This window comes from Streptomyces sp. PKU-EA00015, assembly GCF_013387495.1.
Taxonomy (GTDB): Bacteria; Actinomycetota; Actinomycetes; order Streptomycetales; family Streptomycetaceae; genus Streptomyces.
This window is the reverse complement of sequence record NZ_JABZEE010000050.1, coordinates 49134-73660: the sequence shown is the minus strand read 5'-3', so window position 1 is coordinate 73660 and position 24527 is coordinate 49134. Positions and strand designations below refer to the sequence as shown.

The window sequence follows — 24527 nt, the reverse complement described above, 5'->3', positions numbered from 1 at the left end:
TCGGTGGCCTGAGACCGGACACGCGAAGGCCCGGACCGCGCAGCGCGCGGCCCGGGCCTGTTCATGCGATCAGGACGCGTCCTCCTGCGGCTGCTCCTGGCCGCCCTGAGCGCGCTCGCGCATCTTGCGCAGCAGCTCCTGCTTCTGGTCGGCGGCCGCCTTGCGGTCCGCGCTGCGCGCGGGCCCGTTTCCGTGCTGGTCGGCGCGGGACAGCCTCTTGCGCTGTCCGCCCACGCCGAGCAGGTTGTTGCGGCTCTTGGCCATGGGGTTCTCCCATCGGGGGTGAGAAGGGTGAGAGGTGACTCGGATTCCGGGGGCGGCCAGGCCGCCGCCGTCTCACTCGTAGATCTGGAAGAACGAAGACATGGCACGGACGGTAGCGCGCGGCCGGCTCCGGAGCACCCGATTTTCCGCCCACCCAGAGAATGACAGATATTGAAATCTGTCAGCAGTCACGTCATAGTCGTCAGCACGAGATCCGACGAACGGGAGCCCTCATGACCTCCGTCCCGCACGCCCTCCGTCCCCTCGGCAGCACCGGCCCGCGCGTCTTCCCGCTGGGCCTCGGCTGCATGGGCATGTCCGCCCTCTACGGCGAGACCGACCGCGCCGAGTCGATCGCGACGATCCACGCCGCCCTCGACGCGGGCGTCACGCTCCTCGACACGGGCGACTTCTACGGCATGGGCCACAACGAGCTGCTGATCAACGAGGCCCTGCGCAGCGCGGGCGCGTCCGCGCGGGAACAGGCCCTGATCAGCGTCAAGTTCGGCGCGCTGCGCACCGTCGAGGGCGGCTTCAGCGGCTACGACGGCCGGCCCGCCGCGGTCAGGAACTTCGCCGCGTACAGCCTCCAGCGCCTCGGCGCCGACCACATCGACATCTACCGGATCGCCCGCGTGGACCCGGACGTGCCGATCGAGGAGACCGTCGGCGCCATCGCCGAGCTGGTCGAGGCCGGCCACGTCCGCCACATCGGACTGTCGGAGGTCGGGGCGGAGACCATCCGCCGGGCCGCCTCCGTCGCCCCGATCGCCGACCTCCAGATCGAGTACTCCCTGATCTCGCGCGGCATCGAGGAGGAGATCCTGCCGACCCTCCGTGACCTGGGCATCGGCGTCACGGCGTACGGCGTGCTCTCGCGCGGGCTGATCAGCGGCCACTTCACCCGTGACCACTCCTTCGCCCCCGGCGACTTCCGCGGGATGAGCCCCCGTTTCCAGGGCGACAACCTCCAGCGGAACCTGGACCTGGTGGAGCAGCTGCGCAAGGTGGCCGACGACAAGGGTGTGAGCGTGGCGCAGACGGCGATCGCCTGGGTGCTCTCGCGCGGCGAGGACGTCGTGCCGCTGATCGGCGCCCGTACCCGTACGCGCCTGGCCGAGGCGCTGGGTGCGCTGGACGTGGAGCTGTCGGCCGACGAGCTGGCGGCCGTCGAGCAGGCGGTTCCGGCCGGTGCCGCGGCCGGCGAGCGCTACCCCGCGGCCCAGATGGCCCACCTGGACAGCGAGCGCTGACCCCGCCGCCACGCCGGGTACTGTCACACCATGCCCACCGAGACCCTGACCGCCGAGCGCATCCTCGAAGCCACCGAGGAGGTGCTGCGACGCTACGGCCCGGCCAAGGCCACGGTCGTCGACGTCGCGCGGGCGCTCGGGGTCTCCCACGGCAGCGTCTACCGCCACTTCCGCACCAAGGCGGCGCTGCGCGAGGCGGTGACCGACCGCTGGCTGGCCCGTGCCGAGGTCGCTCTCGCAGCGCTCACCGAGGCGAGGGAGCGCACCGCCCCTCAGAAAGTCGCCGACTGGCTCTCCGCGCTCTTCGAGGCCAAGCGCCACAAGGCGGGCGACGACCCCGAGCTGTTCGCCACGTACGGCGTGCTGATCGACGAGAACAGCGGCGTGGTGGACCGGCATCTGGAGGTCCTGATCGGCCAGCTGCGGCAGATCGTCGAAGAGGGCGTCCGCACCGGGGACTTCACCGCCGACGACCCGGCGGCCACCGCCCGCGCGCTGTTCGACGCGACGACCCGCTTCCACGACCCGGCGTACGCGCCGGAGTGGCGAAAGCCCACCGTCGACGCCGAGTTCGACGCCGTGGTGGGCCTCCTGCTGCGCGGCCTGCGCGCCTGAGGGCGTCCGCTAGGAGGCCGTCGGGTCGACCGTCGCCTGGTGCTGCTGGACCAGATGCTCCTCCGCCTTCAGCCAGGGAAGAAACTGGGCGCTCCTGCGCCACCCACAGGTGTCGCAGCGCAACTGCCGCTGCACACCGGACCGTCGGACGCGCACGACGTGTTCCCTGCCGTGCCCGTCCCATCTGCTGACCTTGCTGGTGGTCATCGACACCATGGGCCCCAGTGTGCACGCGAGCCCCCGGTTCCGTACCCGGAACCGGGGGCTTCGTGACGAACGTCGGACGAACGTCAGCAGCCGAGCAGGCGGCTGCCCAGGTAGCCCTGGATCTGGTCCAGGGAGACGCGCTCCTGCTTCATGGTGTCGCGCTCGCGGACCGTGACCGCGTTGTCGTCGAGGGTGTCGAAGTCGACCGTGACGCAGAACGGGGTGCCGATCTCGTCCTGGCGGCGGTAGCGGCGGCCGATGGCGCCGGCGTCGTCGAACTCGATGTTCCAGTTCTGCCGGAGGTCGGCGGCGAGGCCCTTGGCCTTCGGCGACAGCTGCGGGTTGCGGCTCAGCGGGAGCACGGCGACCTTGACGGGCGCGATGCGCGGGTCGAGGCGCATGACCGTGCGCTTCTCCATGACGCCCTTGGCGTTGGGGGCCTCGTCCTCGTTGTAGGCGTCGAGGAGGAAGGCGAGCATCGTGCGGCCGACACCGGCCGCGGGCTCGATGACGTACGGGGTCCAGCGCTCGCCGGCCTCCTGGTCGAAGTACGACAGGTCGGTGCCGGACGCCTTGGAGTGCGCGGAGAGGTCGTAGTCGGTGCGGTTGGCGACACCCTCGAGCTCGCCCCACTCGTTGCCGCCGAACTGGAAGCGGTACTCGATGTCGGCGGTGCGCTTGGAGTAGTGGGAGAGCTTCTCGGCCGGGTGCTCGAACCAGCGCATGTTCTCCTCACGCAGGCCGAGGCCGGTGTACCAGTTCCAGCGCTGCTCCATCCAGTACTCGTGCCACTGCTCGTCCTCGCCCGGCTTGACGAAGAACTCCATCTCCATCTGCTCGAACTCGCGGGTGCGGAAGATGAAGTTGCCCGGCGTGATCTCGTTCCGGAAGGACTTGCCCATCTGCGCGATGCCGAACGGGGGCTTCTTGCGCGAGGTCTGCTGGACCTGGGCGAAGTTGGTGAAGATGCCCTGGGCGGTCTCGGGGCGCAGGTAGGCGATGGAGCCGGAGTCCTGCGTGGGACCGAGGTGGGTGGAGAGCAGGCCGGAGAACTGCTTGGGCTCGGTGAACTGGCCCTTGTTGCCGCAGTTGGGGCAGTTGACCTCGGCGAGGCTCTCCGGGAGGCGGCCGTGCTTCGCCTCGAAGGCCTCCTCCAGGTGGTCGGCGCGGTAGCGCTTGTGGCAGGAGGTGCACTCGGTGAGCGGGTCGGTGAAGGTGGCGACGTGACCGGAGGCCTCCCACACCTCGGTGGCCAGGATGACCGACGAGTCGATACCGACGACGTCCTCGCGGGAGGTGACCATGTAGCGCCACCACTGGCGCTTGATGTTCTCCTTGAGCTCGACACCCAGCGGTCCGTAGTCCCAGGCGGCCTTCTGGCCGCCGTAGATCTCGCTGCACGGGTAGACGAAGCCACGGCGCTTGCTCAGGCTGACGATGGTGTCGATCTTGTCGGCGGCCACGGTGCTCTCTTCATTACGACGACGACGAACGGAGAATGCTTCAGGTTACCGGCGGCCGCACCCCCCGGATCAAATCGGTCCGGTGAATGGCCAGGCCACAAGGTTTATTGACAATCGTTTCCGTTTTTGTTGAAAATGACTGTCATGAACGTACGACGCCTCATACCCACCACCGCCGTCGCCGGAGCCGTCACGCTCGGCCTCCTGGCCGTCTCCGCATGCTCCTCCTCCGACGCTGCCGAGGGCGACAGCGACGGCAAGCTGAAGGTCGTGGCGTCTTTCTATCCGATGCAGTATCTCGCCGAGCAGATAGGTGGCGCCAACGTCTCCGTCACCACGCTCACCAAGCCGGGCGTCGAGCCGCACGACCTCGAGCTCAAGCCCCGCCAGACCGCCGAGCTGAACGACTCCGGCCTGATCCTCTACCTCAAGGGCATCCAGCCCGCCGTCGACGACGCGATCGCCGAGTCCGGTGTGGAGCACAAGGTCGACGCCGCCACGCTGACCGAGCTGGAGAACCACGGCACCGGGGACGGGCACGAGGAGAGCGGCCACGAAGAGCCCGCCCACGAGGACGAGCACGGCCACGAGGGCGAGAGCGAGGCCGGCGCCGACCCGCACATCTGGCTGGACCCGGTGAAGTACGCCGAGGTCGCCGAGGGCGTCGGCAAGGCGCTCGGCAAGGCCGATCCGGACCACGCCGCCGACTACACGAAGAACGCCGACGCGCTGGTCTCGAAGCTGAACGGCCTGAACACCGACTTCGAGCAGGGCCTGAAGAACTCGTCCACGAAGACGTTCATCACCACGCACTCCGCCTTCGACTACCTCGCCGAGCGCTACGGCCTCGACCAGGAGGGCATCGCGGGCATGGACCCGGAGTCCGAGCCCAGTCCGGCGCGGATCAAGGAACTGCAGACGATCGCGAAGGAGGAGAAGGTCACCACGGTCTTCTTCGAGACCCTCGCGAGCGACAGGACGGCGAAGACGCTCGCGGACGACGCCGGCCTGAGGACGGACGTCCTCGACCCGCTGGAGGGAATCACCGACAGGTCAAAGGGCGATGACTACATGGAGGTCATGCGCTCCAACCTCGCCGCGCTGCAGAAGGCTCTCGGCACGAAGTGATCCCGCACGACGCGACACCCACCCCGCACGCAACGGAGGCACACGCCATGGAGCCCGTCACGGACCCGGCCGTCGATCCGGTCATATCCGTCAGCGGTGCCCGGGCCACGCTCGGCACGCGCCCCGTGCTGCGCGGCGTGGACCTCACCGTCGGGCACGGTGAGGTCGTGGCGCTGCTCGGCGCCAACGGCTCCGGCAAGTCGACCGCGGTGCGCTCCGTGATCGGCCAGGTGCCGCTGACAAGCGGCTCCATCGAGCTGTTCGGCACGCCCCTGCGCCGCTTCCGGCAGTGGGCGCGGGTCGGCTACGTGCCCCAGCGGACGACGGCCGCGAGCGGCGTGCCGGCGACCGTGCGGGAGGTCGTGTCCGCCGGCCGCCTCTCCCGCACCCGTTTCGGTCTCTCCTCGCGCGCCGACAAGGCGGCCGTGGAGCGGGCCATCGCTCTGGTAGGTCTCGCCGACCGGGCCAGGGACTCGGTGACCGCGCTGTCGGGCGGCCAGCACCAGAGGGTGCTGATCGCGCGGGCGCTGGCCTCCGAGCCCGAACTGCTGATCATGGACGAGCCGATGGCGGGCGTGGACCTGGTGAGCCAGGAGATCCTCGCGTCGACGCTGCGCGACCAGGTCGCGGGCGGCACGTCGGTGCTGCTCGTGCTGCACGAGCTGGGGCCGCTGGAGCCGCTGATCGACCGGGCCGTGGTGCTGCGCGACGGCTGTGTGGTGCATGACGGGCCGCCGCCGACGGCGGTGGGCCAGCACGCCCTGCCGGGCCACGACCACGTACATCCGCACGCGGCCGACGAGCCGCTCCGCACGGGACTGCTGACCTGATCATGGAAATCCTGGAAACCGCATTCATGCAGCGGGCGCTGCTCGCGGCGCTGCTGGTCGGCATCACCGCCCCGGCGGTCGGCATTCATCTGGTCCAGCGCCGGCAGGCACTGATGGGCGACGGAATCGGCCATGTCGCGATGACCGGTGTCGGTCTCGGCTTCCTGCTGTCCACCAACCCCGTGTGGATGGCGACGCTGGTGTCGGTGCTCGGCGCGGTGCTGATGGAGCTCATCCGCGCCTACGGGCGCACGCGCGGCGACATCGCGCTGGCGATGCTGTTCTACGGCGGCATGGCCGGCGGCGTGATGCTCGTCAACCTCTCCGACACGGGGTCGACGGCGAACCTGAGCTCGTTCCTGTTCGGCTCGCTGTCCACGGTGTCGCAGGAGGACCTGACGGCCATCGCGATCCTGGCCGGCTTCGTGGTGCTGGTCTCGCTGGGGCTGCGCAGGCAGCTGTTCGCGATCAGCCAGGACGAGGAGTTCGCGCGGGTGACCGGCCTGCCGGTCCGCGCGCTGAATCTCCTGGTCGCGGTGACCGCGGCGGTCACGGTCAGCGTGGCGATGCGCGTCGTGGGCCTGCTGCTGGTCAGCGCGCTGATGGTGGTGCCGGTGGCGGCCGCGCAGCAGGTGACGCGCTCGTTCCGGGCGACGTTCGCGCTCGCGGTGGGGATCGGGATCGCCGTGGCCTTGACCGGAACCAGCACCTCCTACTACCAGGACGTGCCGCCCGGAGCGACGATAGTCCTGCTGGCCATCGGCGTCTTCGTCGTGCTCACCGCGCTGGCGCTGCCACTGGCACGCCTGCGGGCGAAACCGGCGGCGGGCGACGCCGAGTGCACAGCGGACATGCCGGGTACGCGACGGCCGAGTGACGACGTCAAGGTCTGAGCGCGGGCCTGGCAGAATGGCCCGACACATGTGCGGGCGAGGCAAGGAGGCTCCTGTGACCACGGCGCCAACCGGCGGGAACACCGCCCCGGTACGAGGCCGGTCCACCCGGCAGCGTGCCGCGGTAGCGGCGGCGCTGGACGAGGTGGACGAGTTCCGCAGTGCGCAGGAGCTGCACGACATGCTCAAGCACCGCGGCGACTCGGTGGGCCTGACGACGGTCTACCGCACGCTCCAGTCGCTCGCCGACGCGGGCGAGGTGGACGTGCTGCGCACGAGCGACGGCGAGTCGGTGTACCGGCGCTGTTCGACGGACGACCATCACCACCACCTGGTGTGCCGGATGTGCGGCAAGGCGGTGGAGGTCGAGGGCCCGGCCGTGGAGCAGTGGGCGGAGACGATCGCCGCCCAGCACGGATACGTGAACGTGGCGCACACGGTCGAGATCTTCGGCACGTGCGCGGAGTGCGCGGCGAAGGCGAACTGACCGTCCGCGCTTGTCCCGCGCGGCGTGAGCGCCGCCTTCGTGGCGTGCCGCGCGGCCCCGTCGCGTGGGCCGCGCCGTACGGCCCCGCCTCGTGACCGGCGGGGTCGATCCCCGGCCGTCGCCACCGTGTGCGGCCTGTGAGAACGGACACACGTGCCGCCCGTACGTCATGCCGGCGGCCGCGGACGAGGGCGGGTCGAGGATCGCGGGGGCGGGCGTGTTCGTGTCCCACACCTGCCGCCGCTGCCGCCGGCGTCTGTGACACGCTGATCGCCCGCCCGGTGCCGGGGCGGCCGAGGCCCGCCGTCCCGAAGGCCCGGCACGACGCGGAGGCGGTCCTCGCCCGGTCCTGACGGTCCCGGCCGGTCACACCCGCCGGACGTGCTCGTCGAGCAGGGCGCGCAGGCGGTCGACGTCGTCCGGGGCGGAGACGCCCCGCTTGGGGAGGACCATCACGCCGACGCTGTGCTTGTCGGCGGTGAGCAGCACGAACAGCTCGTCGGTCTCGGCATAGCGGGGGTACATCTCCCACTTGGTGGTGCTCGTGCTGTCGCGCGTGGTCAGGCGTATGCCGGTGTCGTCGACGACGGCGCCGAACTCGCCCTGCCGGGCGGCCAGCGGGTGGAGCTGGCGGGCCTGGAGCGAGGGCAGCAGATACAGGCTGCCGAAGGCGAGGACGGTGAGGGCCACACCGGCGACGAGGACGGTGAGGTCACCGTCGCCGACGGCGGCCTGCAGGGCGACGACGCCGATGCCCATGACACCGGCGAAGAGCAGCAGGCGGCGGGTGCGGCGGCCGGAGGGGGTGGCGCGCATCCGGGCGTTCAGGGCGCCCGCCATGTCAGCGACGGTGGGCTCGTAGCGGAGCGCCACCGTCTGTCCGTCCTGCTGCTGCACCTCTGCCACGGTCCCTCCCGTACCCGACTGCCGAGCCGTGATCGTATCGGCGGGCACGCTCAATTCCCACGGGGGGTGCGGGCGTTGCTCACAGCCTCGGCAGGTGCCGGTCGAGCGTCGCGCGGAGCCGGTCGGCGTCTTCGGCATCGCGCAGGCCGCGCTTGGGCAGGACCTCCACCCACATCACGCCCCGGTCCCGGCTGAGCAGGACGAAGCTGTCGGCAGTCTCGCGGTGGCCGCGGAAGAGCGTCCAGCGCTGGGTGAGCGCGCAGTGGTCGTTCACGGCCGTGACGCCGTCCTCGGTGACCGTCGTGCGGTAGTCGCCCTGCCACCCGACGATGCGCAGCACCTGCGAGGCGTACAGGTGCGGGATCGCCCACACGAAGACGCCTAGCAGCACGGGCACCACGGCGGGCCCGCGCGAGGCGGGAGCGAACGCCGGCAGGATCCCCCAGGCCAGGAGAAGGGCGGTCACGATCCACCGCACCCACGTCATCCGCCGGTGTCTCTCGCGCACACGGACCGCGGTCAGAATGTCGGCGCGCGTCGGCCGGTAGACCAGCTCGACCGCTTCCGCCGTGTGTTCGGTGTCCCGCCCCTGGTGATCCATGGGCGGGACCCTAACGGCTGCCGGTCCGCGCCGGTCAGCCGGTCTCCTCGTCCGGCCGGCCCTGCATGGCCAGCAGTTCCTCGTTGGGGATCGCGCCGCCGAAGCGGCGGTCGCGCTGGGCGTACTCGAGGCAGGCGCGCCACAGGTCGCGGCGGTCGAAGTCGGGCCACAGCACGTCCTGGAAGACCATCTCGGCGTACGCGCTCTGCCAGAGCAGGTAGTTGGAGGTGCGCTGCTCGCCGCTCGGCCGCAGGAACAGGTCCACGTCCGGCATGTCCGCGTAGTACAGGTACCTGGCGAAGGTCTTCTCCGTGACCTTCGCCGGATCGAGCTTCCCGGCCTTCACGTCCTCCGCCAGCGCCTGTGCCGCGTCCGCGATCTCGGCACGGCCGCCGTAGTTCATGCAGAAGTACAGCGTGAGCCGGTCGTTGTCCTTGGTCTGTTCCTGGGCGATCTGGAGCTCCTTCGCCACCGACCGCCACAGCTTGGGCATCCGGCCCACCCAGCGCACCCGGATGCCGAGTTCGTCGAGCTGGTCGCGTGTCTTGCGGATGAAGTCCCGGTTGAAGTTCATCAGGAAGCGCACCTCGTCGGGCGAGCGCCGCCAGTTCTCGGTGGAGAACGCGTACAGGGAGACGCTTCCGACACCCATCTCGATCGCGCCCTGCAGCACGTCCAGCACGCGCTCGGCGCCGACCTTGTGGCCCTCGGTGCGCGGCAGGCCGCGGTCCTTGGCCCAGCGGCCGTTGCCGTCCATGACGATCGCCACGTGCTTCGGCACGAGCTCGCCGGGAATCCTCGGCGGGCGCGCCCCCGACGGGTGCGGCTCGGGGACCTTGTACTCGCGGCGGGACCGGCCCAGGATTCCGCGTCGTGCCATGCGGCTCACATCTCCTATTTCTCTACGTATCTGAGCGAGCGCAGGCCGCGCTCCAGGTGCCAGTGCAGATAGGCGGACACGAGTCCGCTGCCCTCCCTGACATGACGCGCCTCGCACGCGTCCGCCGTCGCCCAGTCGCCGGTGAGCAGCGCGCTGAGCAGGCCGATGGCCTCCGCCGAGGGTACGACGCTGCCCGGTACCCGGCAGTCGCCGCATATGGCGCCGCCCGCGGCGACGGAGAAGAAGCGGTTGGGGCCGGGCAGTCCGCAGCGGGCGCAGTCGTCGAAGCTGGGGGCGTAGCCGTTGACCGCGAGGGACCGCAGCAGGAAGGCGTCGAGCACGAGCCCCGGCGCGTGCTCGCCCCGGGCGAGGGTCCGCAGGGCGCCGACGAGCAGGAGGTACTGCTGGACGGCCGGCTCGCCCTCGTGGTCGGTGAACCGCTCCGCGGTCTCCAGCATCGCCGTGCCGGCGGTGTAGCGGGCGTAGTCGGTGACGATGGCGCCGCCGTAGGGCGCGATGGTCTCCGACTGGGTGCACAGCGGCAGCCCGCGGCCCACGAGCTCGCTGCCCCGGGCGAAGAACTGCACGTCGACGTGCGAGAACGGCTCCAGCCTGGCCCCGAACTTGGACTTGGTGCGCCGCACGCCGCGCGCGACGGCGCGTACCCGTCCGTGACCGCGAGTGAGCAGCGTGATGATGCGGTCCGCCTCACCCAGCTTCTGGGTGCGCAGGACGACGCCGTCGTCGCGGAACAGGCTCATGGGCCCATTCTCCCGTACCCCGGGGGCCCGCCGACACGGGCCGTGAACGAGCATTTCCCTGTCCATGAAGGAGGACCGGCGCGGGCGCCGGAAAGACAGCGACCGACCGCCGATGCATACGCGACCTCACGCTCCTCCACTACGACCGGGACTTCGAAACGATCGCCCGGACCACAGGGCAGCCGACCCGCATGATCGACCTGCGGAACTGACACGGGCAGCCGGCGCCGCGCCGCACGGACCGGCCGATAATCCGGTGCCGCCGGGGCCCGGACCGCGCTAGCGTCCGCGCCCATGACGCCTTCCCGCACCCGTCCCCCCTTCTCCGCGGACGAACGGACGCAACTCCTCGGCTGGTTCGACATGCAGCGCGCGATCGTGCACTACAAGTGCGAGGGCCTGTCCGACGAAGACGCCCACCGTGCGGTCCTGCCCTCCTCGCCCCTGATGACCATGGCGGGGATCGTCTCCCACCTGCGCTGGGTCGAGCACACCTGGTTCGAGGTCCTGTTCCTGGGCCGCCCGGCCGAGGGACCGCAGTTCGTCAACGAGCCCGAGGACGCGGACATGCGGGCGGAGGGCATCCCGCTCGCGCAGCTCCTGGACGAGTACGAGAAGCAGTGCGGGGTCTCCGACGAGATCATCGCCGCCCACGGCTTCGACGAGGTCGGCCGCCATCCCGACTTCGCGTCCGGCCAGGCGTCGCTGCGCTGGATGCTGATCCACATGATCGAGGAGACCGCCCGTCACGCGGGACACATGGACGCGATAAGGGAGCTCCTGGACGGCGAGACCGGTTACTACTGACCCGAGTCAGGGCAGTTCGCCCCGGCTGCGGGCGTTCACGTACGCCGTCGTCGCGCTGATCCGCTCCGCCGCCGTCGCGGGCCGCACCTCTTCCGGGGAGCACTCCCACTCCCGGCCCCCGCCGACGGGTCTCAGCGAGAGGAACGGGCCGGCCGGCCCCATGAGCCGGCCCACCCGGCCGGTGCGGGTGTCGACGACGTACGTACCGATGGGCAGGGTCATGGCGTACGGTCCCCTTCCCTGGGCAGAGCTGCCGCGATCAGGCGGACAGTGTCCACCGCGCGGCACCCTGATTCGACGAGCGGACACGGCGTGTCCCGAGCGTTCCCATTCTGCTCCGGATTCACCTTTCGCATGCGGAGCGTCACGCTGAGCAAGTACGCTGGACGGGTCCTGTGCCCGCGCCAAACGAGCAGCGGGGCAAGGGTGTTGCCCCATGGCCAAGGCCGCGTGCACCGCAATCCCCGGTGGCGATCTCTCGCGGCCAGTCATCAAGCAGGCCTTTGAGCACCCATAAGCCTGCCTTATGAGCCCATAGAATGGGACCGGGTACTGACTTAGGCTTGCCTTTGTTTAGGGTTGCCGACGAGCCAGTTGTCGCCGCTCGAAGGGAACCTGAACATGCCCCGCCCCCTGCGGGTAGCCATCGTCGGAGCCGGCCCCGCCGGGATCTACGCCGCTGATGCGCTGCTGAAGTCCGAGGTGGCCGCCACCGAGCCCGGTGTGTCGATCGACCTCTTCGAGCGGATGCCCGCGCCCTTCGGCCTCATCCGGTACGGCGTCGCCCCCGACCACCCGCGGATCAAGGGCATCATCACCGCCCTGCACCAGGTGCTCGACAAGCCGCAGGTGCGGCTCTTCGGCAACGTCGACTACGGGACCGACATTCACCTGGACGACCTGCGCGCCTTCTACGACGCCGTGATCTTCTCCACCGGCGCGATGGCCGACCGCGAACTGCGGATCCCGGGCGTCGAGCTGGACGGCTCGTACGGCGCCGCCGACTTCGCGTCCTGGTACGACGGCCACCCGGACGTGCCGCGCACCTGGCCGCTGGAGGCCGAGAAGGTCGCCGTCCTCGGCGTCGGCAACGTGGCCCTCGACATATCCCGGATCCTCGCCAAGACGGCCGACGAGCTGCTGCCCACCGAGATCCCGCCGAACGTCTACGAGGGCCTCAAGGCGAACAAGGCCGTCGAGATCCACGTCTTCGGCCGCCGTGGTCCGGCACAGGCGAAGTTCAGCCCGATGGAGCTGCGGGAGCTCGACCACTCGCCGAACATCGAGGTCATCGTCGACCCCGAGGACATCGACTACGACGAGGGCTCCATCGAGACCCGCCGCGGCAACAAGCAGGCGGACATGGTCGCGAAGACCCTGGAGAACTGGGCGATCCGCGACACCGGCGACCGCCCGCACAAGCTGTTCCTGCACTTCTTCGAGTCCCCGGCCGAGATCCTCGGCGAGGACGGCAAAGTCACCGGCCTGCGCACCGAGCGCACGCAACTCGACGGCACGGGCAACGTGAAGGGCACGGGCGAGTTCAAGGACTGGGACGTCACCGCGGTCTACCGCGCGGTCGGTTACCTCTCCGACGAGCTGCCCAAGCTCCCCTGGGACGTCGCCTCCGGCACCGTCCCGGACGAGGGCGGCCGGGTGATGGAGGAGACCGGTGAGCACATGGACTCGACGTACGTCACCGGCTGGATCCGGCGCGGCCCGGTCGGCCTGATCGGCCACACGAAGGGCGACGCGAACGAGACCGTCGCGAACCTGCTGGACGACCACGCGAACGGGCGTCTCCTGACGCCGGCTTCGCCGGAGCCGGAGGCGGTGGAGTCCTTCCTCGCGGACCGGAACGTCCGCTACACGACGTGGGACGGCTGGTACCGGCTGGACGAGGCCGAGAAGGCGCTGGGCGAGCCGCAGGGCCGCGAGCGCGTGAAGATCGTCGAGCGCGAGGACATGCTCCGGGCGAGCGGCGCGTAACGCGCGCGGACCGTGCGGACGGCCGGTTCCGGGGCTCACGGCCCCGGAACCGGCCGTCCTTCGCGTCACGGCTTGGGGACCGCGCAGCCCGCCCGGTTCAGGTCGATCCGGCTTCCGGGGCCGATGCAGGGCACGAGCGTGTGGGTCTGCTGCCCGTAGTTGATGCCCTCGCGCACCGTCACGTTGCCGCTCTCGTCGACCTCGCACGGGTTGTTGTCCGTGCAGCGTCCGCCATCCTCGTTGCCCGTGTTGTTGACGGCGACGACCTTGCCGGTGGCGGCGTCCACGACCGGGGAGCCGGAGGTTCCGCCGATGGTGTCGCAGCTGGAGGTGTAACGGATCGAGTCCTTCCAGGTCCAGGCGCCTTCCTTGAGAAGGTAGGCGAAGCCGTCGACGTCGCAGCTGTAGATCCGCTTCCAGTAGCCCGAGACGACCTTGATGGCCGTGCCCGCGGCCGGACGGGCGTCGTTCAGCTCCAGCGCCTTGATGCCGTAGCGGGACTCGATCTGCCCGTAGGTGCTGGTGAGTTGGTACAGCGAGACGTCGGTGTCCGTCATCGTCCCGTACGCGATCTTGCTTGCGCGCAAGGTGGCGACGCGGCTGCCCGCCGAGTCGAGCAGGCCGAAACTGCGCGAGGACCGCTGGTCGACCACGACCTCACCGGGCGCGGGGAAGCCCGTCTCCAGGCAGTGGCCGTTGGAGAGCACGAGTGCGGGGTCGCTCGGCTGAGAGGCGGCCGTCCTGACGACGGAGCCGGAACAGTTGCTGAGCGCGACGGTTCCGGCGAAGTCCACCGCCTGCGCCTCGACCGCGGGTTCGCCGGCGGTCTCGGCGGCGACTGCCGGCGCGGCGCCCACCCCGAGGAGGGCGAGGGCGAGCAGGGTGCCGGCGAGAGGCTTGTTCATGTGGGGGGTCCCCTCAATGCGACGTGAGTGGCCGATGTGACGGCCCGAGTTGTCATGCGCATTGTTGGTATGACGGGATGCCCCGACAAGGCGTGCTTTTCGGCCACGCGTGACGGGGCGGGCCGGTGCGGTCCGTGCCGGGCGGGCCGGTGCCGGCTTCGCGGGCGCGCCCGGAGGCGGCAAGGCCCCGCCCCGCAAGAGACGCGGTGTCCCGGCCTGCCAGGTGCTGCCCCGGGTCCCGGCCCGGCAACGGCGGTGGGCAGCGGCGCCTACGGCGCGACGCTGCCCTCGATGCGCGCCAACTACCGGCAGAACTACGACCGGCTGCGCGCGGTCAAGCGGCGGTACGACCCCGGGAACCCGTTCCGGCTCGACCACATCATCGCGCCGTGAGGGCCTGCGCCCGCTCGTTGCCCTCACGGTGACAGACTGTCAGGATGCCGCGAGCCGCACCTGGGCGCAGAGCACGGCAGCGCCGTCCTCCACCGCACGGGCCCCGGACGTCGAGGCCGCCGCCGTCACCGGACGGGCCCGGCTCCGCCTCGGCCGGCGCTACTCGCCGCCCGGCGTCACCAGGCCCGACTCGTAGGTAGCGATGACGAGTTGGGCCCGGTCACGGGCGCCCAGCTTGCCCATGATCCGGCTCACGTGCGTCTTGGCCGTGAGCGGGCTCAGGCCCAGGGACTCGGCGATCTCCGTGTTGTTGAGGCCGCGGGCGACCAGGGTCAGGACCTGGCGCTCGCGGTCCGTGAGACCGTCGGGGCCGCCCGTGGACGGCAGCCGGGGCGCGCTCAGGACACGGGCGATCAGGCGGGACGTGGGCCCCGGGGAGAGCAGCGACTCCCCCGCCGCGACAGTCCGGATCGCGGCCAGCAGATCGGCCGGCCTGGTGTCCTTCACCAGGAACCCCGACGCGCCCGCGCGCAGCGCCTCGACGATGTGCTCGTCCGTGTCGTACGTCGTGAGCACCAGGACCTTCACGCCCGCGAGGTCCTCGTCGGCGGCGATCAGCCGCGTGGCCTCGATGCCGTCGAGCTCGGGCATGCGGATGTCCATGACGACGAGGTCCGCCCGTTCGCTGCGGGCCAGTTCAACGGCCTCGGCACCGGTCCCGGCCTGACCGACGACCTCCATGTCACGGGCCGACTCGACGAGCATCGCGAACGCGGCGCGTACAAGGGTCTGGTCGTCGGCGAGCAGTACGCGGATCATGCGGCGGCCTCCGTGGGCTGCAGGGGCAACATCGCGGCGACCTCGAAGCCGGCCGCGTCCGTGCGCGGGCCGGCCGACAGCGTCCCTCCGACGCTGCGGGCCCGTTCCCGCATCCCGATGATGCCGAAGCCGGAGGACCCGTACGGCTTTTCGGCCGCGGGAGACGATGTGCCGTCGTCGGTGACCGTGACATGCAGTTCCTCTCCGCGCCGCTCCAAGGCGACGTCCACACGGGCCCCCGCGCCGCCGTGCCGTACGGCGTTGGTCAGCGACTCCTGCACGATCCGGTACGCGGCGGCCTCCACCGCGGGCGGCAGTGCCCCCTCCCCGGCGTCCAGGGTCAGCCGCGCCCCCGCTGCGCGTACGAGACCGGGCAGCGCGGCCAGGCCGGGCAACGGCCCGTCCCCGTCGGGTCCGTCGGCGCGCAGCACCTCCAACGTGGCGCGCAGTTCGCCGCGCGCGGTGCGGCACGTTTCGGCGATGTCGTCGAGCGCCTCGGCGATCTGGGCGCGGTCGAGGCGGTCGGGGTCGACGGTCAGGACGTGGGACGCGACCGAGGTCTGCACGCCGATGAGGGTGATGGAGTGCGCGAGCAGATCGTGCAGGTCCCGGGCGATGCGCAGCCGTTCCTCCGCGACCCGCCGGGCCGCCTCCTCCTCGCGGGTGCGTTCGGCACGCTCGGCACGGCCGACGACGGAGGCGATGTAGAGGCGGTAGACGCGCACGTCGACGCCGAAGACGAGGACGGCGAGGATCCAGCCCGTTGTCCGCAGGGCCTCCAACCCCTCGTGGGCCCCGACGCCGAACATCACGGTGAGCGTGATCCCGATGACGCCGCCGCCGACCAGCAGCGTGTGCAGTGGGCGGGCCGTGGCGGCGAACGTGTACAGGGCGAGCAGCGACGCCGGGACGGGTGCGGCGTGGGCGTTGTCGAGCGCGTGGTACGGCGCGACGCACAGCAGCACGGCGACGAGCACGAGCCCGGTCCGCGACCGCCGCCACACGAGGGGCACGGCCGTCCCGGCGAGGAGCGCCCACCCCAGGGCGTCGGGCCTGCGCCCTTCGTCGACGAACAGCGCGAGGAGGAGCGACACGAGCCCGACGCCGGCGGCGAGGATCGCGTCGTTGCGGGCGCGGTGGGGTGCGGTGAGAGGGTCGCGGCTCATCGCGGTGAGCACGCGTTCGCCGAGGCGCGGGCGCGGGCGCGGGGCGGTGTGTGAATCCTGCACGGCTCCATCCTGGTCGCGTTGCCTGCCTTTTCCCCACCCCGCCCCATCCCGTAACCGGGGCAAGCCCCGGGCCCCGTACCGCGCTTCGCGCGGTGTCCTCAGACTCCCCCTACGGCCTGGCGGCCGTGGGAGGGACCCCAGACGGGCTGCAATGCAGCCCCGCCGACGATCGAGGCACTGGGGGTCCCCCACGCCCACAGGGCGCAGGGGTCCCTCGGCCGCCAGGCCTAGGGGGACGGTCCGGGGGCGGAGCCCCCGGTTCAGGGATGGGGGCACCTCCCACGGCCGTCAGGCCTAGGGCCTCTCGTTTGGATCATGCCGGGCTCGCGGGCCCTGGCACGCACGCTCGCCGCGTTGTCGTCGGTCGCCATGGCTCCGCCATTGTCTCCCTCCTCCGCCTTGCGATCGCACGCACCAGACCCTCCCCCTACGCCCTGCGGGCGTGGGGGGACCCCCACTCACTGATCCGGCCTATCCAAACGAAAGACCCTAGGGGGAGGGCGGGGTGGGTCCTTACAGTCGGCCTGCCGGTTGCGGCGCCTCCGGTGCCACCGGCACGGCGCCCGGTCGCCGGCTCAGCGCCCCCGGCCACCACACCCGCCGCCCCAGCAGCACACTCGCCGACGTCACCAGATACGTCCGCACCAGGAACGTGTCCAGCAGCACTCCCACCGCCACCACGAAGCCCATCTCGACCAGCGCCACCAGGGGCAGGTTCATCAGCACCGCGAACGTCGCCGCCAGCACGAGGCCCGCCGACGCGATCACCCCGCCCGTGGTGCGCAGCGCCGTCAGCGCCGCCGCGGCCGGGTCGGCGCCCGACAGGACCTCCTCGCGCATCCGATGCATCAGGAAGATCCCGTAGTCGACGCCCAGCGCCACGAGGAACACGAAGGAGAGCAACGGCAGTCCGGGGTCCATGCCGTCGAAGCCGAAGAGCCCTTCGAAGACGAGACCCCCGAGCCCCAGCGCCGCTCCCCACACGGCGACGACGGCGGCGATGAGGATCAGCGGGGCGACAAGGCTGCGCAGCAGGGCGATCAGGACGAGCAGGACCGCGACGAGCACCAGGGGGATGATCACGAGGCTGTCACGGGTGTTGGTCTCCTCGAGATCGCGCTGCTGGGCGCTGGGCCCGCCGACGTGGCTGCCGTCGAGGCCGGCACGCAGCGCCTCGATGGTGGCCGTCTCCCCGGCGGTGTCCGGACCGTCCTTCGCGAAGACGGCGATCTCGGTCCAGCCGTCGCCGGTGCGTCCGGCCTCGGCGGCGGCGACGCCATCGGTGGCGCGGGCCTCGGCGAGCACCTGGTCGGCGCGGTCCGCCGGGGCCACGACGCTGATGGGCTGGGCGCTGCGCTCGGGGTAGGCGTCGGCGAGGGTGCGCATCGCGGAGACGGACTCGGGCCGGTCGGTGAAGCTGTCCTCCTGGCTGAGGCTGCCCGGCAGCCCGAGCACACCGAGGGCGAGCGCACAGAGCAGGACGACGCCTGAGCCGAGGACGAGTTGGGGCCTGCGCCCCGCGGAGCCGCCCATCGCGGTGAACAGCGAGCGGCGCTGCTCGGGCCGGGAGCCGTACGCGGGCACGAGCGGCCAGAACACGCGGCGGCCGAGGAGCACCAGGACGGCCGGGAGCAGGCTGAGCATGGCGGCCAGCGCGCAGACGACGCCGACCGCGCCGACCGGCCCGAGCCCCCTCGCGCTGTTGAGGTCGGCGGCCAGCAGGCAGAGCAGTCCGGCGGCGACCGTGCCGGAGGAGGCGAGGACGGCGGGTCCGCAGCCGCGCAGGGCGGCGAGCATGGCGTCGTACGGCCGCTGGACGCGGCGCAGTTCCTCGCGGTAGCGGGCGACCAGCAGGAGCGCGTAGTCGGTGCCTGCGCCGAAGACGAGGACGGTCATGATGCCGCCGCTCTGGCTGGTGACGGTGAGGTCGAAGCCCTGGACGAGACCGTAGATCACGGCCCGCGAGGTGAGCGCGGCGACGCCGACGACGGCCAGGGGCACGAGCCACAGGAACGGACTGCGGTAGGTGAGGATCAGCAGGACGGCGACCACGCTCACCGTGGCGATCATGAGGGTGCCGTCGATGGTCTCGAAGACGGCCTCCATGTCGGTCTGCAGGGCGCCGGACCCGCCCACGTCGACGGTGAGGCCCGGCCTGCCCCCGCTCACCCCGGCGCCGTCGCCGAGCCGTTCGCGCACGTCCTCGACGAACGCGGCGCGCGCCTCGTTGTCGGTCCCGGGTTCGTTGCTGGACACCGGGAACATCAGCGTGCCGCCGTCCTGGGAGGGCACGCCCCGGGGCGGGCCGCTCGCGAGCGGGTGGGCGTCCGCGATCCGGTCGAGCCGACGCCGGGCGTCGGCACGGTCGGCGTCCGTCAGTCCGCCGTCGCGGTGGAAGACGACGACGAGGTCGGTGGACTCGCCGCCGGGCAGGGCCTGCTGGATCTTCGCGACCTGCGTGGAGTCGGCGCTCGCCGGCAGGTAGTCGACGATGTTGTCGCGCTGGACGTCACCCAGCTTGCCCGCGAACGGGCCGGCGAGGGCGATGACCGCCACCCAGAGCAGGACGATCGCCCAGGGCACGGCCCGGTGGCGCGCGGGCGGCTTCGCCTGCGGTGGTTCGGTTGCGCTCCGTACGGCCCCCATGGGTGCCTCCCCTTCGTCACGGGTCCGGTGGCTGGATGCGTCACCAGACTCCCGGCGGCCGGGGGCGCTTTCGTCGCGCGCGGGGGCGAGATGGGGGCTACTGCCGTGGTCGGCCCGGTCCCGTGGTTACTCCCCGGGGAGTACGGCCGAAGGAGTGCGCCGGGACCAGGGCAACGCGACCCCGGCCTGATCCGGAAGAGAGGACCTAGAAGGGCGCGCGAGCCGTTTCCAGCAGGCGCGTGGTGTCGTCCTCGCCGAGCTGCAGTGCCGCCCCGACGGTGGTCAGCACCTCGCGCTCGGCCGGCGTGTAGGGGCCGTCGGCGAGGGCGATACGGGCGCCCTGCAGCAGGATCGACTCCCGCCCGGCGGGGGCGAGATGAGGGGCGAGCGGTTCCAGCGCCTCGTGCAGTTCGATGGCGAGGGCCGCGCCGTAAGGGGTGGTGTCGGCGACGAAGCGACCGGTGTCGGCGGCGAGCGCCTCGATGAGGGAGGTCAGCTGGTCCTCGGTGCAGTCGGCGAGCCCGGCGGCGCGGACCGTGTGCACGGCGGTCTCGCGCACGGAGCGGGAGGAGGTGCCGCCGGAGGCGAGGACGGCGAGGGCCACGGTGTGCACGGCGTCCCGGAGCATGGCCGAGAACCGGCTGGTGGTCGGGTGGTCCAGGGCGTCGGGGCCGAAGCGGGAATGGCAGGCGGCGCATTCGACGACGGGACCGGCGAGACCGCGGCGCAGCAGAGGCACTCCGAGGAAGGTGAAGCGGCGGCGGCCGGTACGGCGGCGGTAGTTCCGGTCGCCTCCGCAGCCGGGGCAGAAGAACTCCCCGTCGCCGACGGTGCTCCACGACGTATGAATGCCGCATACCCGCTGAATGCCGCAGACCTGCAGTTTCCGGCCGAACCTTCCCCGGGCTGGCAGCACGTCGCACCTCCGTCATTCCCCCGTGGCCCTTCGGGCACGGGCGGTGCCCCCTGCGGCAACGCTGCCGCGTGGACGTGATGTTAGCCACACGATTGAGGCGGCGTCAGCACCCCTACCGGAAGTACGGGCGGACATGGCCGGATCCGCTCGATGCCCAATCGGGCGCACAACGGCGCAAAATCGCCGGGCGTACTCGGATGCGAGCACGCCCGGCGATACGGCCGGATTGCTGGGCTGACTAGCGGGCCGCGCGGTTGACGGCGGAGACGACGGCCTTCAGGGAGGCGCGGGTGGTGTTGGCGTCGATGCCGATGCCCCACAGCACCTTTCCGTCGATGGCGCACTCGATGTACGAGGCGGCCTGCGCGGACGCGCCCTCGCTCATGGTGTGCTCCTGGTAGTCCAGCAGGCGTACGTCGACGCCGATGGCGTTCAGCGCCTCGAAGAACGCGGAGATCGGACCGTTGCCGGAGCCGGTCAGCACCGTCTCGACGCCGTCGACGACCGCCTCGACGGTCAGGGTGTCGACGCCGTCCTTGTCGGTGGTGGTCTGGCCGGAGCGGATCTGGATGCGTCCCCACGGATTGTCCGGGTTCGGCAGGTACTCGTCCTGGAAGACGGACCAGATCGCGGCCGGGGTGACCTCGCCGCCCTCCGAGTCGGTCTTGGCCTGGATGATCCGGGAGAACTCGATCTGCATCCGGCGCGGCAGGTCCAGCTTGTGGTCGTTCTTCAGGACGTAGGCGATGCCGCCCTTGCCCGACTGCGAGTTGACGCGGATGACGGCCTCGTAGGAGCGGCCGACGTCCTTGGGGTCGATCGGCAGGTACGGCACGGCCCACTCGATCTCGTCGACGGTCTTCCCGGCGGCGGCCGCGTCGGCCTCCATCGCGTCGAAGCCCTTCTTGATGGCGTCCTGGTGGGAGCCGGAGAAGGCGGTGTAGACCAGGTCGCCCGCGTAGGGGTGGCGCGGGTGGATCTCCATCTGGTTGCAGTACTCGCTGGTGCGGCGGATCTCGTCGATCTGCGAGAAGTCGATCTGCGGGTCGACGCCCTGCGAGAACAGGTTCATGCCCAGGGTGACCAGGTCGACGTTGCCGGTGCGCTCGCCCTGGCCGAACAGGCAGCCCTCGATGCGGTCGGCGCCGGCCATGATGGCCAGCTCGGCGGCGGCGACGGCGGTCCCGCGGTCGTTGTGCGGGTGGACGGACAGGCAGACGTACTCGCGCCGGGTCAGGTTGCGCGACATCCACTCGAACCGGTCGGCGTGCGTGGACGGCGTCGAACGCTCCACGGTGGCGGGCAGGTTGAGGATGATCTCGCGGCCGGGGCCGGGCTGCCACACGTCGCAGACCGCCTCGCAGACCTCCAGGGCGAAGTCCAGCTCGGTGTCGGTGAAGATCTCGGGGCTGTACTGGTAGCCGAAGCTGGTCTCCGGGCCCAGCAGCTTCTCCGCGTACTCCATGACCAGGCGGGTGCCGTCGACGGCGATCTGCTTGACGTCGTCCTTGGAGCCCCGGAAGACGACGCGGCGGAACGTGGGAGCCGTGGCGTTGTACAGGTGGACGGTGGCGCGCTTGGCGCCGACCAGCGACTCGACGGTCCGCTCGATCAGGTCCTCACGGGCCTGCGTCAGCACCGAGATGGTGACGTCGTCGGGGATCGCGCCCTCTTCGATGATGGAGCGCACGAACGCGAAGTCCGTCTCGCCCGAGGAGGGGAAGCCGACCTCGATCTCCTTGTAGCCCATGCGTACCAGCAGGTCGAACATCTCGCGCTTGCGGGCGAGGCTCATGGGGTCGATCAGCGCCTGGTTGCCGTCGCGCAGATCGGTGGACAGCCAGCGCGGCGCCTTGGTGATCCGCTGCTCGGGCCAGGTGCGGTCGGGGATGTCGACGGCTTCGTAGCGGCCGTACTTGTGGATCGGCATCCCGGACGGCTTCTGCGTGTGCGTCGTGTTGGTGATCGGGGTGGGGCGGCCGATCCACTGCGACTGAGACATTGCGTAGGGCTCCTCGGGGTCCATCTGAGGGACGGCCGACTGTGTCGAAGCAGCACCAGACTCCGCGGTGAGGGGGTCGGCCTACGACTACAGGCCCTCGCCGCGGCAGCTAAGGAGAAGCAGCCCGAAACGCATGATGCGAAGAAGGCTAACCGAGCCTCGGCGGGAGCGCGCGTCTGTTCCAGTATGCGGGACGACTCATCAGTAACGGTCAAATGTGCCCTATCACTCCATTTCACTAATCGTTGTCGCATCTCGTGACAGTCACGTCACGCACTGCCACATTGCCGGACATGGACATTCACGCCCCGGTCTTCTGCGGCATCGTGCCGCCGCACATCCTCGACAGGCTCGCCCGCTCGGGCGATCCCGCCCTTTCCGACCCGGCCCGCCGCACGCTGCAGGCGGACGCCGCGCAGCGCACCGGCCGGCGGCTGACGACCGTCCTCGGCCCGGCCGCCCGGCCGGCTCCCGGCGATGCCGAGGGCCCGCGCCGCACGCTCTACGACGCGCACAACGGCACCGTGCTGCCGGGCGCCGAGGTGCGCGGCGAGGGCGACGAGCCGGTGGCCGACGCCGCCGTCAACCGCGCCTACGCGGGCCTGGGCGCCACCTTCGAGCTGCTGCGGACCGCCTACGGGCGCGACTCCGTCGACGGCGAGGGCCTGCCGCTGGACGCGACCGTCCACTACGACGAGAAGTACGGCAACGCCTTCTGGAACGGCGAGCAGATGGTGTTCGGCGACGGGGACGGGGAGATCTTCCTCGACTTCACCGTCGCGGTCGACGTCATCGCGCACGAGCTGGCCCACGGCCTGACCCAGTACACGGCGAACCTCAGCTACTTCGGCCAGCCGGGCGCACTCAACGAGTCCGTGTCGGACGTGATCGGCTCGCTCGTCAAGCAGTACACCCTCGGGCAGGCGGCCGACGAGGCGGACTGGCTGATCGGCGCGGGCCTGCTGGCGCCGCGGGTCAGCGGGGTGGCGCTGCGCTCGCTGAAGGCGCCGGGGACCGCGTACGACGACGACGTGCTCGGCAGGGACCCGCAGCCCTCGACGATGGCGGACTACGTCCGGACCGGCCGCGACAACGGCGGTGTCCACATCAACTCGGGCATCCCCAACCATGCCTTCTACCTGCTCGCCACCCGCCTGGGCGGCCGGGCCTGGGAGCGGGCGGGACAGATCTGGTTCGACGTGCTGACCGGCGGCGACCTGAGCGTGGACGCGGACTTCGCCAGTTTCGCCCGGTTGACGGTCGGGGCCGCCCGTGACCGGTTCGGCGCGGGCGAGGAGCACGAGGCGGTGCTGAAGGCCTGGTCGCAGGTCGGGGTCGGGACCGCCGGTTGAGCCGGAGTCCGCTGAGCGGCGGGCGGCCGTGCGCCGTCCCGCTGTCGCCCTCGCACGATCCGTACTAGAACGGTTGCCATGCGTATCCAGGTAAGGCGTACGGGCGGGTTCGCGGGGATCGAGCGGCTCGCCGAGGTGGAGACCGACGGGCGCGACGACGCGGGCGAGGTGCAGGGCCTGGCCGAGCGCGCGATGGCCGACGGCCGGGACACGCCCCCGGTCGGGGTGCCCGACGGTTTCAGCTACCAGATCACGGTCGACGGGCGGACGGTGTACTGCTCCGATCCGCGGCTGTCCGAGGCGCAGCGGGACCTGATCTCGCTGGTGCTCAAGGAAGGTTCGTGAGGCCGGTCGCCCGGAGGCCGGCGATCACCGAGCGGGCGGCGCGCTCCGGCTCGTCGCCCGCCGCGACGGCGAAGTCGACGAGCGCGCCGGTCAGGACGTCGTCGGCCGTGTAGCCGCCCATGATGTACCCCGCACGGGCCAGCTGGGCGATCCCGTGCATCTGCGCGAAGAGCTGGCGCACCAGCAGGTCCGCGTCCGCGCCCGCCCGGAAGCGGCCGCTGTCCACGCTGCGGCGGATCGCGTCGCGGGGGAAGCGCAGGACGGACACGCCCATGCGGCGGTCGTCGTCGTCCAGCTCGAAACCGGCCGGCGTCGAGCCGCCGAACAGCACCGCGTAGACGTACGGCTCGTCGCGCGCGAAGTCCTGGTGGCAGCGGCACAGCGCGGCGATCGTCGCGACCGGGTCCTCCCCCTGCGGCACGGCCAGCGCCCGGGTGCGGAAGCGCTCGAACCCCTCCCGCATCACCTCGCGGACCAGGTTCGGCATGGAGCCGAAGTGGGTGTAGACGGCCATGGTCGAGGCACCGACCGCCTTGACGAGGCGGCGGGCGCTGAGCGCGGCGGGCCCTTGCTCGGCGAGGACACGGGCGGCCTCGTCGAGGAGCCGGCGGCGGACGGAGCCGGGCGGGGAGGCGGGACCGGGGACGGAATCTGCGGTTGACACGGCAGCAGGCTAACGCCGTTATGGAGGACGACGGCGTTGTGCGGAGGGGAACGCCGCGCGGGGGCGCCGAGGCGGAATCCGAGCGTGCGGAGTTGCTTCGGGACCCCGCTCCGACGGCCGCCCTCGCACGCCTCGGCCCCGAGGGGGCCTCACCGGCTTCGGACGACCGCGC

General features: G+C 71.3%; 26 protein-coding genes and 1 pseudogene. 12 read left to right on the top strand and 15 right to left on the bottom strand.

Translation table 11 applies throughout. From position 1 onward, the window contains the following. Positions 1–69: 69 nt before the first annotated feature. Positions 70–264 carry a DUF6243 family protein gene (locus tag HW130_RS27670; protein ID WP_177152464.1) on the bottom strand — a complete coding sequence of 65 codons (195 nt, stop codon included), beginning with the start codon at positions 262–264 and terminating at the stop codon, positions 70–72. Positions 265–497: 233 nt separating this feature from the next. Here HW130_RS27670 and HW130_RS27665 point away from each other — a divergent pair, with 233 nt between their 5' ends. Then, complete coding sequence (locus HW130_RS27665; RefSeq protein WP_256356377.1) at positions 498–1517, top strand: aldo/keto reductase; 1020 nt, start codon at positions 498–500, stop codon at positions 1515–1517. A 30-nt stretch (positions 1518–1547) separates the two neighbouring features. Beyond that, positions 1548–2132: a TetR family transcriptional regulator gene (locus tag HW130_RS27660; RefSeq protein ID WP_177152462.1), complete on the top strand. Its 585-nt coding sequence runs from the start codon at positions 1548–1550 to the stop codon at positions 2130–2132. Between the two features lie 9 nt (positions 2133–2141). Here HW130_RS27660 and HW130_RS27655 read toward each other — a convergent pair whose 3' ends face one another. Both HW130_RS27655 and HW130_RS27650 read right to left on the bottom strand, forming a co-directional pair. Continuing rightward, complete coding sequence (locus HW130_RS27655) at positions 2142–2348, bottom strand: hypothetical protein (protein WP_177152461.1); 207 nt, start codon at positions 2346–2348, stop codon at positions 2142–2144. A 74-nt stretch (positions 2349–2422) separates the two neighbouring features. Continuing rightward, entirely contained in the window at positions 2423–3802 is a 1380-nt protein-coding gene (locus HW130_RS27650) for a glycine--tRNA ligase (protein WP_177152460.1), read from the bottom strand. Between the two features lie 144 nt (positions 3803–3946). Here HW130_RS27650 and HW130_RS27645 point away from each other — a divergent pair, with 144 nt between their 5' ends. Genes HW130_RS27645 through HW130_RS27630 form a run of 4 tightly spaced genes read left to right on the top strand, consistent with a single transcriptional unit; the run spans position 3947 to position 7140 of the window. Then, on the top strand, positions 3947–4930 hold the full coding sequence (locus HW130_RS27645) for a metal ABC transporter substrate-binding protein (RefSeq protein ID WP_177152459.1): 984 nt from the start codon (positions 3947–3949) through the stop codon (positions 4928–4930). A 47-nt stretch (positions 4931–4977) separates the two neighbouring features. Further along, the gene (locus HW130_RS27640; RefSeq protein WP_177152458.1) at positions 4978–5760 is read left to right on the top strand and encodes a metal ABC transporter ATP-binding protein; all 783 of its coding nucleotides are present in this window, start codon (positions 4978–4980) and stop codon (positions 5758–5760) included. Positions 5761–5762: 2 nt separating this feature from the next. Beyond that, the gene (locus HW130_RS27635) at positions 5763–6653 is read left to right on the top strand and encodes a metal ABC transporter permease (protein WP_177152457.1); all 891 of its coding nucleotides are present in this window, start codon (positions 5763–5765) and stop codon (positions 6651–6653) included. Positions 6654–6708: 55 nt separating this feature from the next. Next, positions 6709–7140, top strand: a complete 432-nt coding sequence (locus HW130_RS27630) for a Fur family transcriptional regulator (protein WP_177152456.1) — start codon at positions 6709–6711, stop codon at positions 7138–7140. A 366-nt stretch (positions 7141–7506) separates the two neighbouring features. Here HW130_RS27630 and HW130_RS36590 read toward each other — a convergent pair whose 3' ends face one another. From HW130_RS36590 to recO, 4 genes are all read right to left on the bottom strand, one after another. Continuing rightward, the gene (locus tag HW130_RS36590) at positions 7507–8046 is read right to left on the bottom strand and encodes a YcxB family protein (protein WP_177152455.1); all 540 of its coding nucleotides are present in this window, start codon (positions 8044–8046) and stop codon (positions 7507–7509) included. A 79-nt stretch (positions 8047–8125) separates the two neighbouring features. Next, on the bottom strand, positions 8126–8647 hold the full coding sequence (locus tag HW130_RS27620; protein WP_177152454.1) for a YcxB family protein: 522 nt from the start codon (positions 8645–8647) through the stop codon (positions 8126–8128). Positions 8648–8681: 34 nt separating this feature from the next. Beyond that, a complete protein-coding gene (locus HW130_RS27615) occupies positions 8682–9527 on the bottom strand; it encodes an isoprenyl transferase (protein WP_177152453.1) in 846 nt (281 codons plus the stop codon). Between the two features lie 14 nt (positions 9528–9541). Beyond that, the gene (gene recO / locus HW130_RS27610) at positions 9542–10288 is read right to left on the bottom strand and encodes a DNA repair protein RecO (protein ID WP_177152452.1); all 747 of its coding nucleotides are present in this window, start codon (positions 10286–10288) and stop codon (positions 9542–9544) included. A 125-nt stretch (positions 10289–10413) separates the two neighbouring features. Here recO and HW130_RS36265 point away from each other — a divergent pair. Next, a pseudogene (locus HW130_RS36265) lies at positions 10414–10500 on the top strand (VapC toxin family PIN domain ribonuclease); the annotation flags it as partial. A gap of 82 nt (positions 10501–10582) precedes the next feature. Then, a complete protein-coding gene (locus HW130_RS27605; RefSeq protein WP_177152451.1) occupies positions 10583–11095 on the top strand; it encodes a DinB family protein in 513 nt (170 codons plus the stop codon). Between the two features lie 6 nt (positions 11096–11101). On the opposite strand, the gene HW130_RS27600 is transcribed toward HW130_RS27605, so the two are convergent. Further along, the gene (locus HW130_RS27600) at positions 11102–11317 is read right to left on the bottom strand and encodes a hypothetical protein (protein WP_177152450.1); all 216 of its coding nucleotides are present in this window, start codon (positions 11315–11317) and stop codon (positions 11102–11104) included. Between the two features lie 399 nt (positions 11318–11716). Between HW130_RS27600 and HW130_RS27595 the strand changes: the two genes are divergently transcribed. Continuing rightward, positions 11717–13084, top strand: coding sequence for an FAD-dependent oxidoreductase (locus tag HW130_RS27595; RefSeq protein WP_177152449.1), 1368 nt, complete (start codon positions 11717–11719; stop codon positions 13082–13084). A 65-nt stretch (positions 13085–13149) separates the two neighbouring features. Here the strand turns inward: HW130_RS27595 and HW130_RS27590 are convergent, their stop codons facing one another. Further along, positions 13150–13989: a serine protease gene (locus HW130_RS27590; RefSeq protein ID WP_177152448.1), complete on the bottom strand. Its 840-nt coding sequence runs from the start codon at positions 13987–13989 to the stop codon at positions 13150–13152. 255 nt (positions 13990–14244) lie between these two features. Between HW130_RS27590 and HW130_RS36260 the strand changes: the two genes are divergently transcribed. Then, complete coding sequence (locus HW130_RS36260; protein WP_375256594.1) at positions 14245–14382, top strand: BBE domain-containing protein; 138 nt, start codon at positions 14245–14247, stop codon at positions 14380–14382. Positions 14383–14541: 159 nt separating this feature from the next. On the opposite strand, the gene HW130_RS27580 is transcribed toward HW130_RS36260, so the two are convergent. From HW130_RS27580 to leuA, 5 genes are all read right to left on the bottom strand, one after another. Next, complete coding sequence (locus tag HW130_RS27580; RefSeq protein WP_177152446.1) at positions 14542–15201, bottom strand: response regulator transcription factor; 660 nt, start codon at positions 15199–15201, stop codon at positions 14542–14544. Further along, entirely contained in the window at positions 15198–16430 is a 1233-nt protein-coding gene (locus tag HW130_RS27575) for a sensor histidine kinase (RefSeq protein ID WP_375256593.1), read from the bottom strand. Before HW130_RS27575 ends, HW130_RS27580 begins: the two co-directional genes overlap by 4 nt. Positions 16431–16943: 513 nt before the next feature. Next, positions 16944–19076: an MMPL family transporter gene (locus HW130_RS27570; protein ID WP_177152445.1), complete on the bottom strand. Its 2133-nt coding sequence runs from the start codon at positions 19074–19076 to the stop codon at positions 16944–16946. Between the two features lie 205 nt (positions 19077–19281). Continuing rightward, positions 19282–19992: a TerB family tellurite resistance protein gene (locus tag HW130_RS27565; RefSeq protein WP_177152444.1), complete on the bottom strand. Its 711-nt coding sequence runs from the start codon at positions 19990–19992 to the stop codon at positions 19282–19284. 238 nt (positions 19993–20230) lie between these two features. Next, entirely contained in the window at positions 20231–21994 is a 1764-nt protein-coding gene (gene leuA / locus HW130_RS27560; RefSeq protein WP_177152443.1) for a 2-isopropylmalate synthase, read from the bottom strand. A gap of 293 nt (positions 21995–22287) precedes the next feature. Between leuA and HW130_RS27555 the strand changes: the two genes are divergently transcribed. Both HW130_RS27555 and HW130_RS27550 read left to right on the top strand, forming a co-directional pair. After that, positions 22288–23346 carry a M4 family metallopeptidase gene (locus HW130_RS27555; RefSeq protein WP_177152442.1) on the top strand — a complete coding sequence of 353 codons (1059 nt, stop codon included), beginning with the start codon at positions 22288–22290 and terminating at the stop codon, positions 23344–23346. 78 nt (positions 23347–23424) lie between these two features. After that, the gene (locus tag HW130_RS27550; protein ID WP_177152441.1) at positions 23425–23691 is read left to right on the top strand and encodes a protealysin inhibitor emfourin; all 267 of its coding nucleotides are present in this window, start codon (positions 23425–23427) and stop codon (positions 23689–23691) included. Here HW130_RS27550 and HW130_RS27545 read toward each other — a convergent pair. Further along, on the bottom strand, positions 23675–24355 hold the full coding sequence (locus tag HW130_RS27545) for a TetR/AcrR family transcriptional regulator (protein WP_177152440.1): 681 nt from the start codon (positions 24353–24355) through the stop codon (positions 23675–23677). The genes HW130_RS27550 and HW130_RS27545 overlap by 17 nt on opposite strands. Between the last annotated feature and the right edge of the window lie 172 nt (positions 24356–24527).

Bases quoted from the DNA above. Each gene is read 5' to 3' on its own strand.
- leuA (WP_177152443.1), bottom strand. From the start codon at position 21,994: ATGTCTCAGTCGCAGTGGATCGGCCGCCCCACCCCGATCACCAACACG.
- HW130_RS27550 (WP_177152441.1), top strand. From the start codon at position 23,425: ATGCGTATCCAGGTAAGGCGTACGGGCGGGTTCGCGGGGATCGAGCGG.
- HW130_RS27605 (WP_177152451.1), top strand. From the start codon at position 10,583: ATGACGCCTTCCCGCACCCGTCCCCCCTTCTCCGCGGACGAACGGACG.
- HW130_RS27620 (WP_177152454.1), bottom strand. From the start codon at position 8,647: ATGGATCACCAGGGGCGGGACACCGAACACACGGCGGAAGCGGTCGAG.
- recO (WP_177152452.1), bottom strand. From the start codon at position 10,288: ATGAGCCTGTTCCGCGACGACGGCGTCGTCCTGCGCACCCAGAAGCTG.
- HW130_RS27665 (WP_256356377.1), top strand. From the start codon at position 498: ATGACCTCCGTCCCGCACGCCCTCCGTCCCCTCGGCAGCACCGGCCCG.
- HW130_RS27555 (WP_177152442.1), top strand. From the start codon at position 22,288: ATGGACATTCACGCCCCGGTCTTCTGCGGCATCGTGCCGCCGCACATC.
- HW130_RS27670 (WP_177152464.1), bottom strand. From the start codon at position 264: ATGGCCAAGAGCCGCAACAACCTGCTCGGCGTGGGCGGACAGCGCAAG.
- HW130_RS27645 (WP_177152459.1), top strand. From the start codon at position 3,947: ATGAACGTACGACGCCTCATACCCACCACCGCCGTCGCCGGAGCCGTC.
- HW130_RS27640 (WP_177152458.1), top strand. From the start codon at position 4,978: ATGGAGCCCGTCACGGACCCGGCCGTCGATCCGGTCATATCCGTCAGC.
- HW130_RS27595 (WP_177152449.1), top strand. From the start codon at position 11,717: ATGCCCCGCCCCCTGCGGGTAGCCATCGTCGGAGCCGGCCCCGCCGGG.
- HW130_RS27635 (WP_177152457.1), top strand. From the start codon at position 5,763: ATGGAAATCCTGGAAACCGCATTCATGCAGCGGGCGCTGCTCGCGGCG.
- HW130_RS27580 (WP_177152446.1), bottom strand. From the start codon at position 15,201: ATGATCCGCGTACTGCTCGCCGACGACCAGACCCTTGTACGCGCCGCG.
- HW130_RS27590 (WP_177152448.1), bottom strand. From the start codon at position 13,989: ATGAACAAGCCTCTCGCCGGCACCCTGCTCGCCCTCGCCCTCCTCGGG.
- HW130_RS27600 (WP_177152450.1), bottom strand. From the start codon at position 11,317: ATGACCCTGCCCATCGGTACGTACGTCGTCGACACCCGCACCGGCCGG.
- HW130_RS27615 (WP_177152453.1), bottom strand. From the start codon at position 9,527: ATGGCACGACGCGGAATCCTGGGCCGGTCCCGCCGCGAGTACAAGGTC.
- HW130_RS27660 (WP_177152462.1), top strand. From the start codon at position 1,548: ATGCCCACCGAGACCCTGACCGCCGAGCGCATCCTCGAAGCCACCGAG.
- HW130_RS27655 (WP_177152461.1), bottom strand. From the start codon at position 2,348: ATGGTGTCGATGACCACCAGCAAGGTCAGCAGATGGGACGGGCACGGC.
- HW130_RS27570 (WP_177152445.1), bottom strand. From the start codon at position 19,076: ATGGGGGCCGTACGGAGCGCAACCGAACCACCGCAGGCGAAGCCGCCC.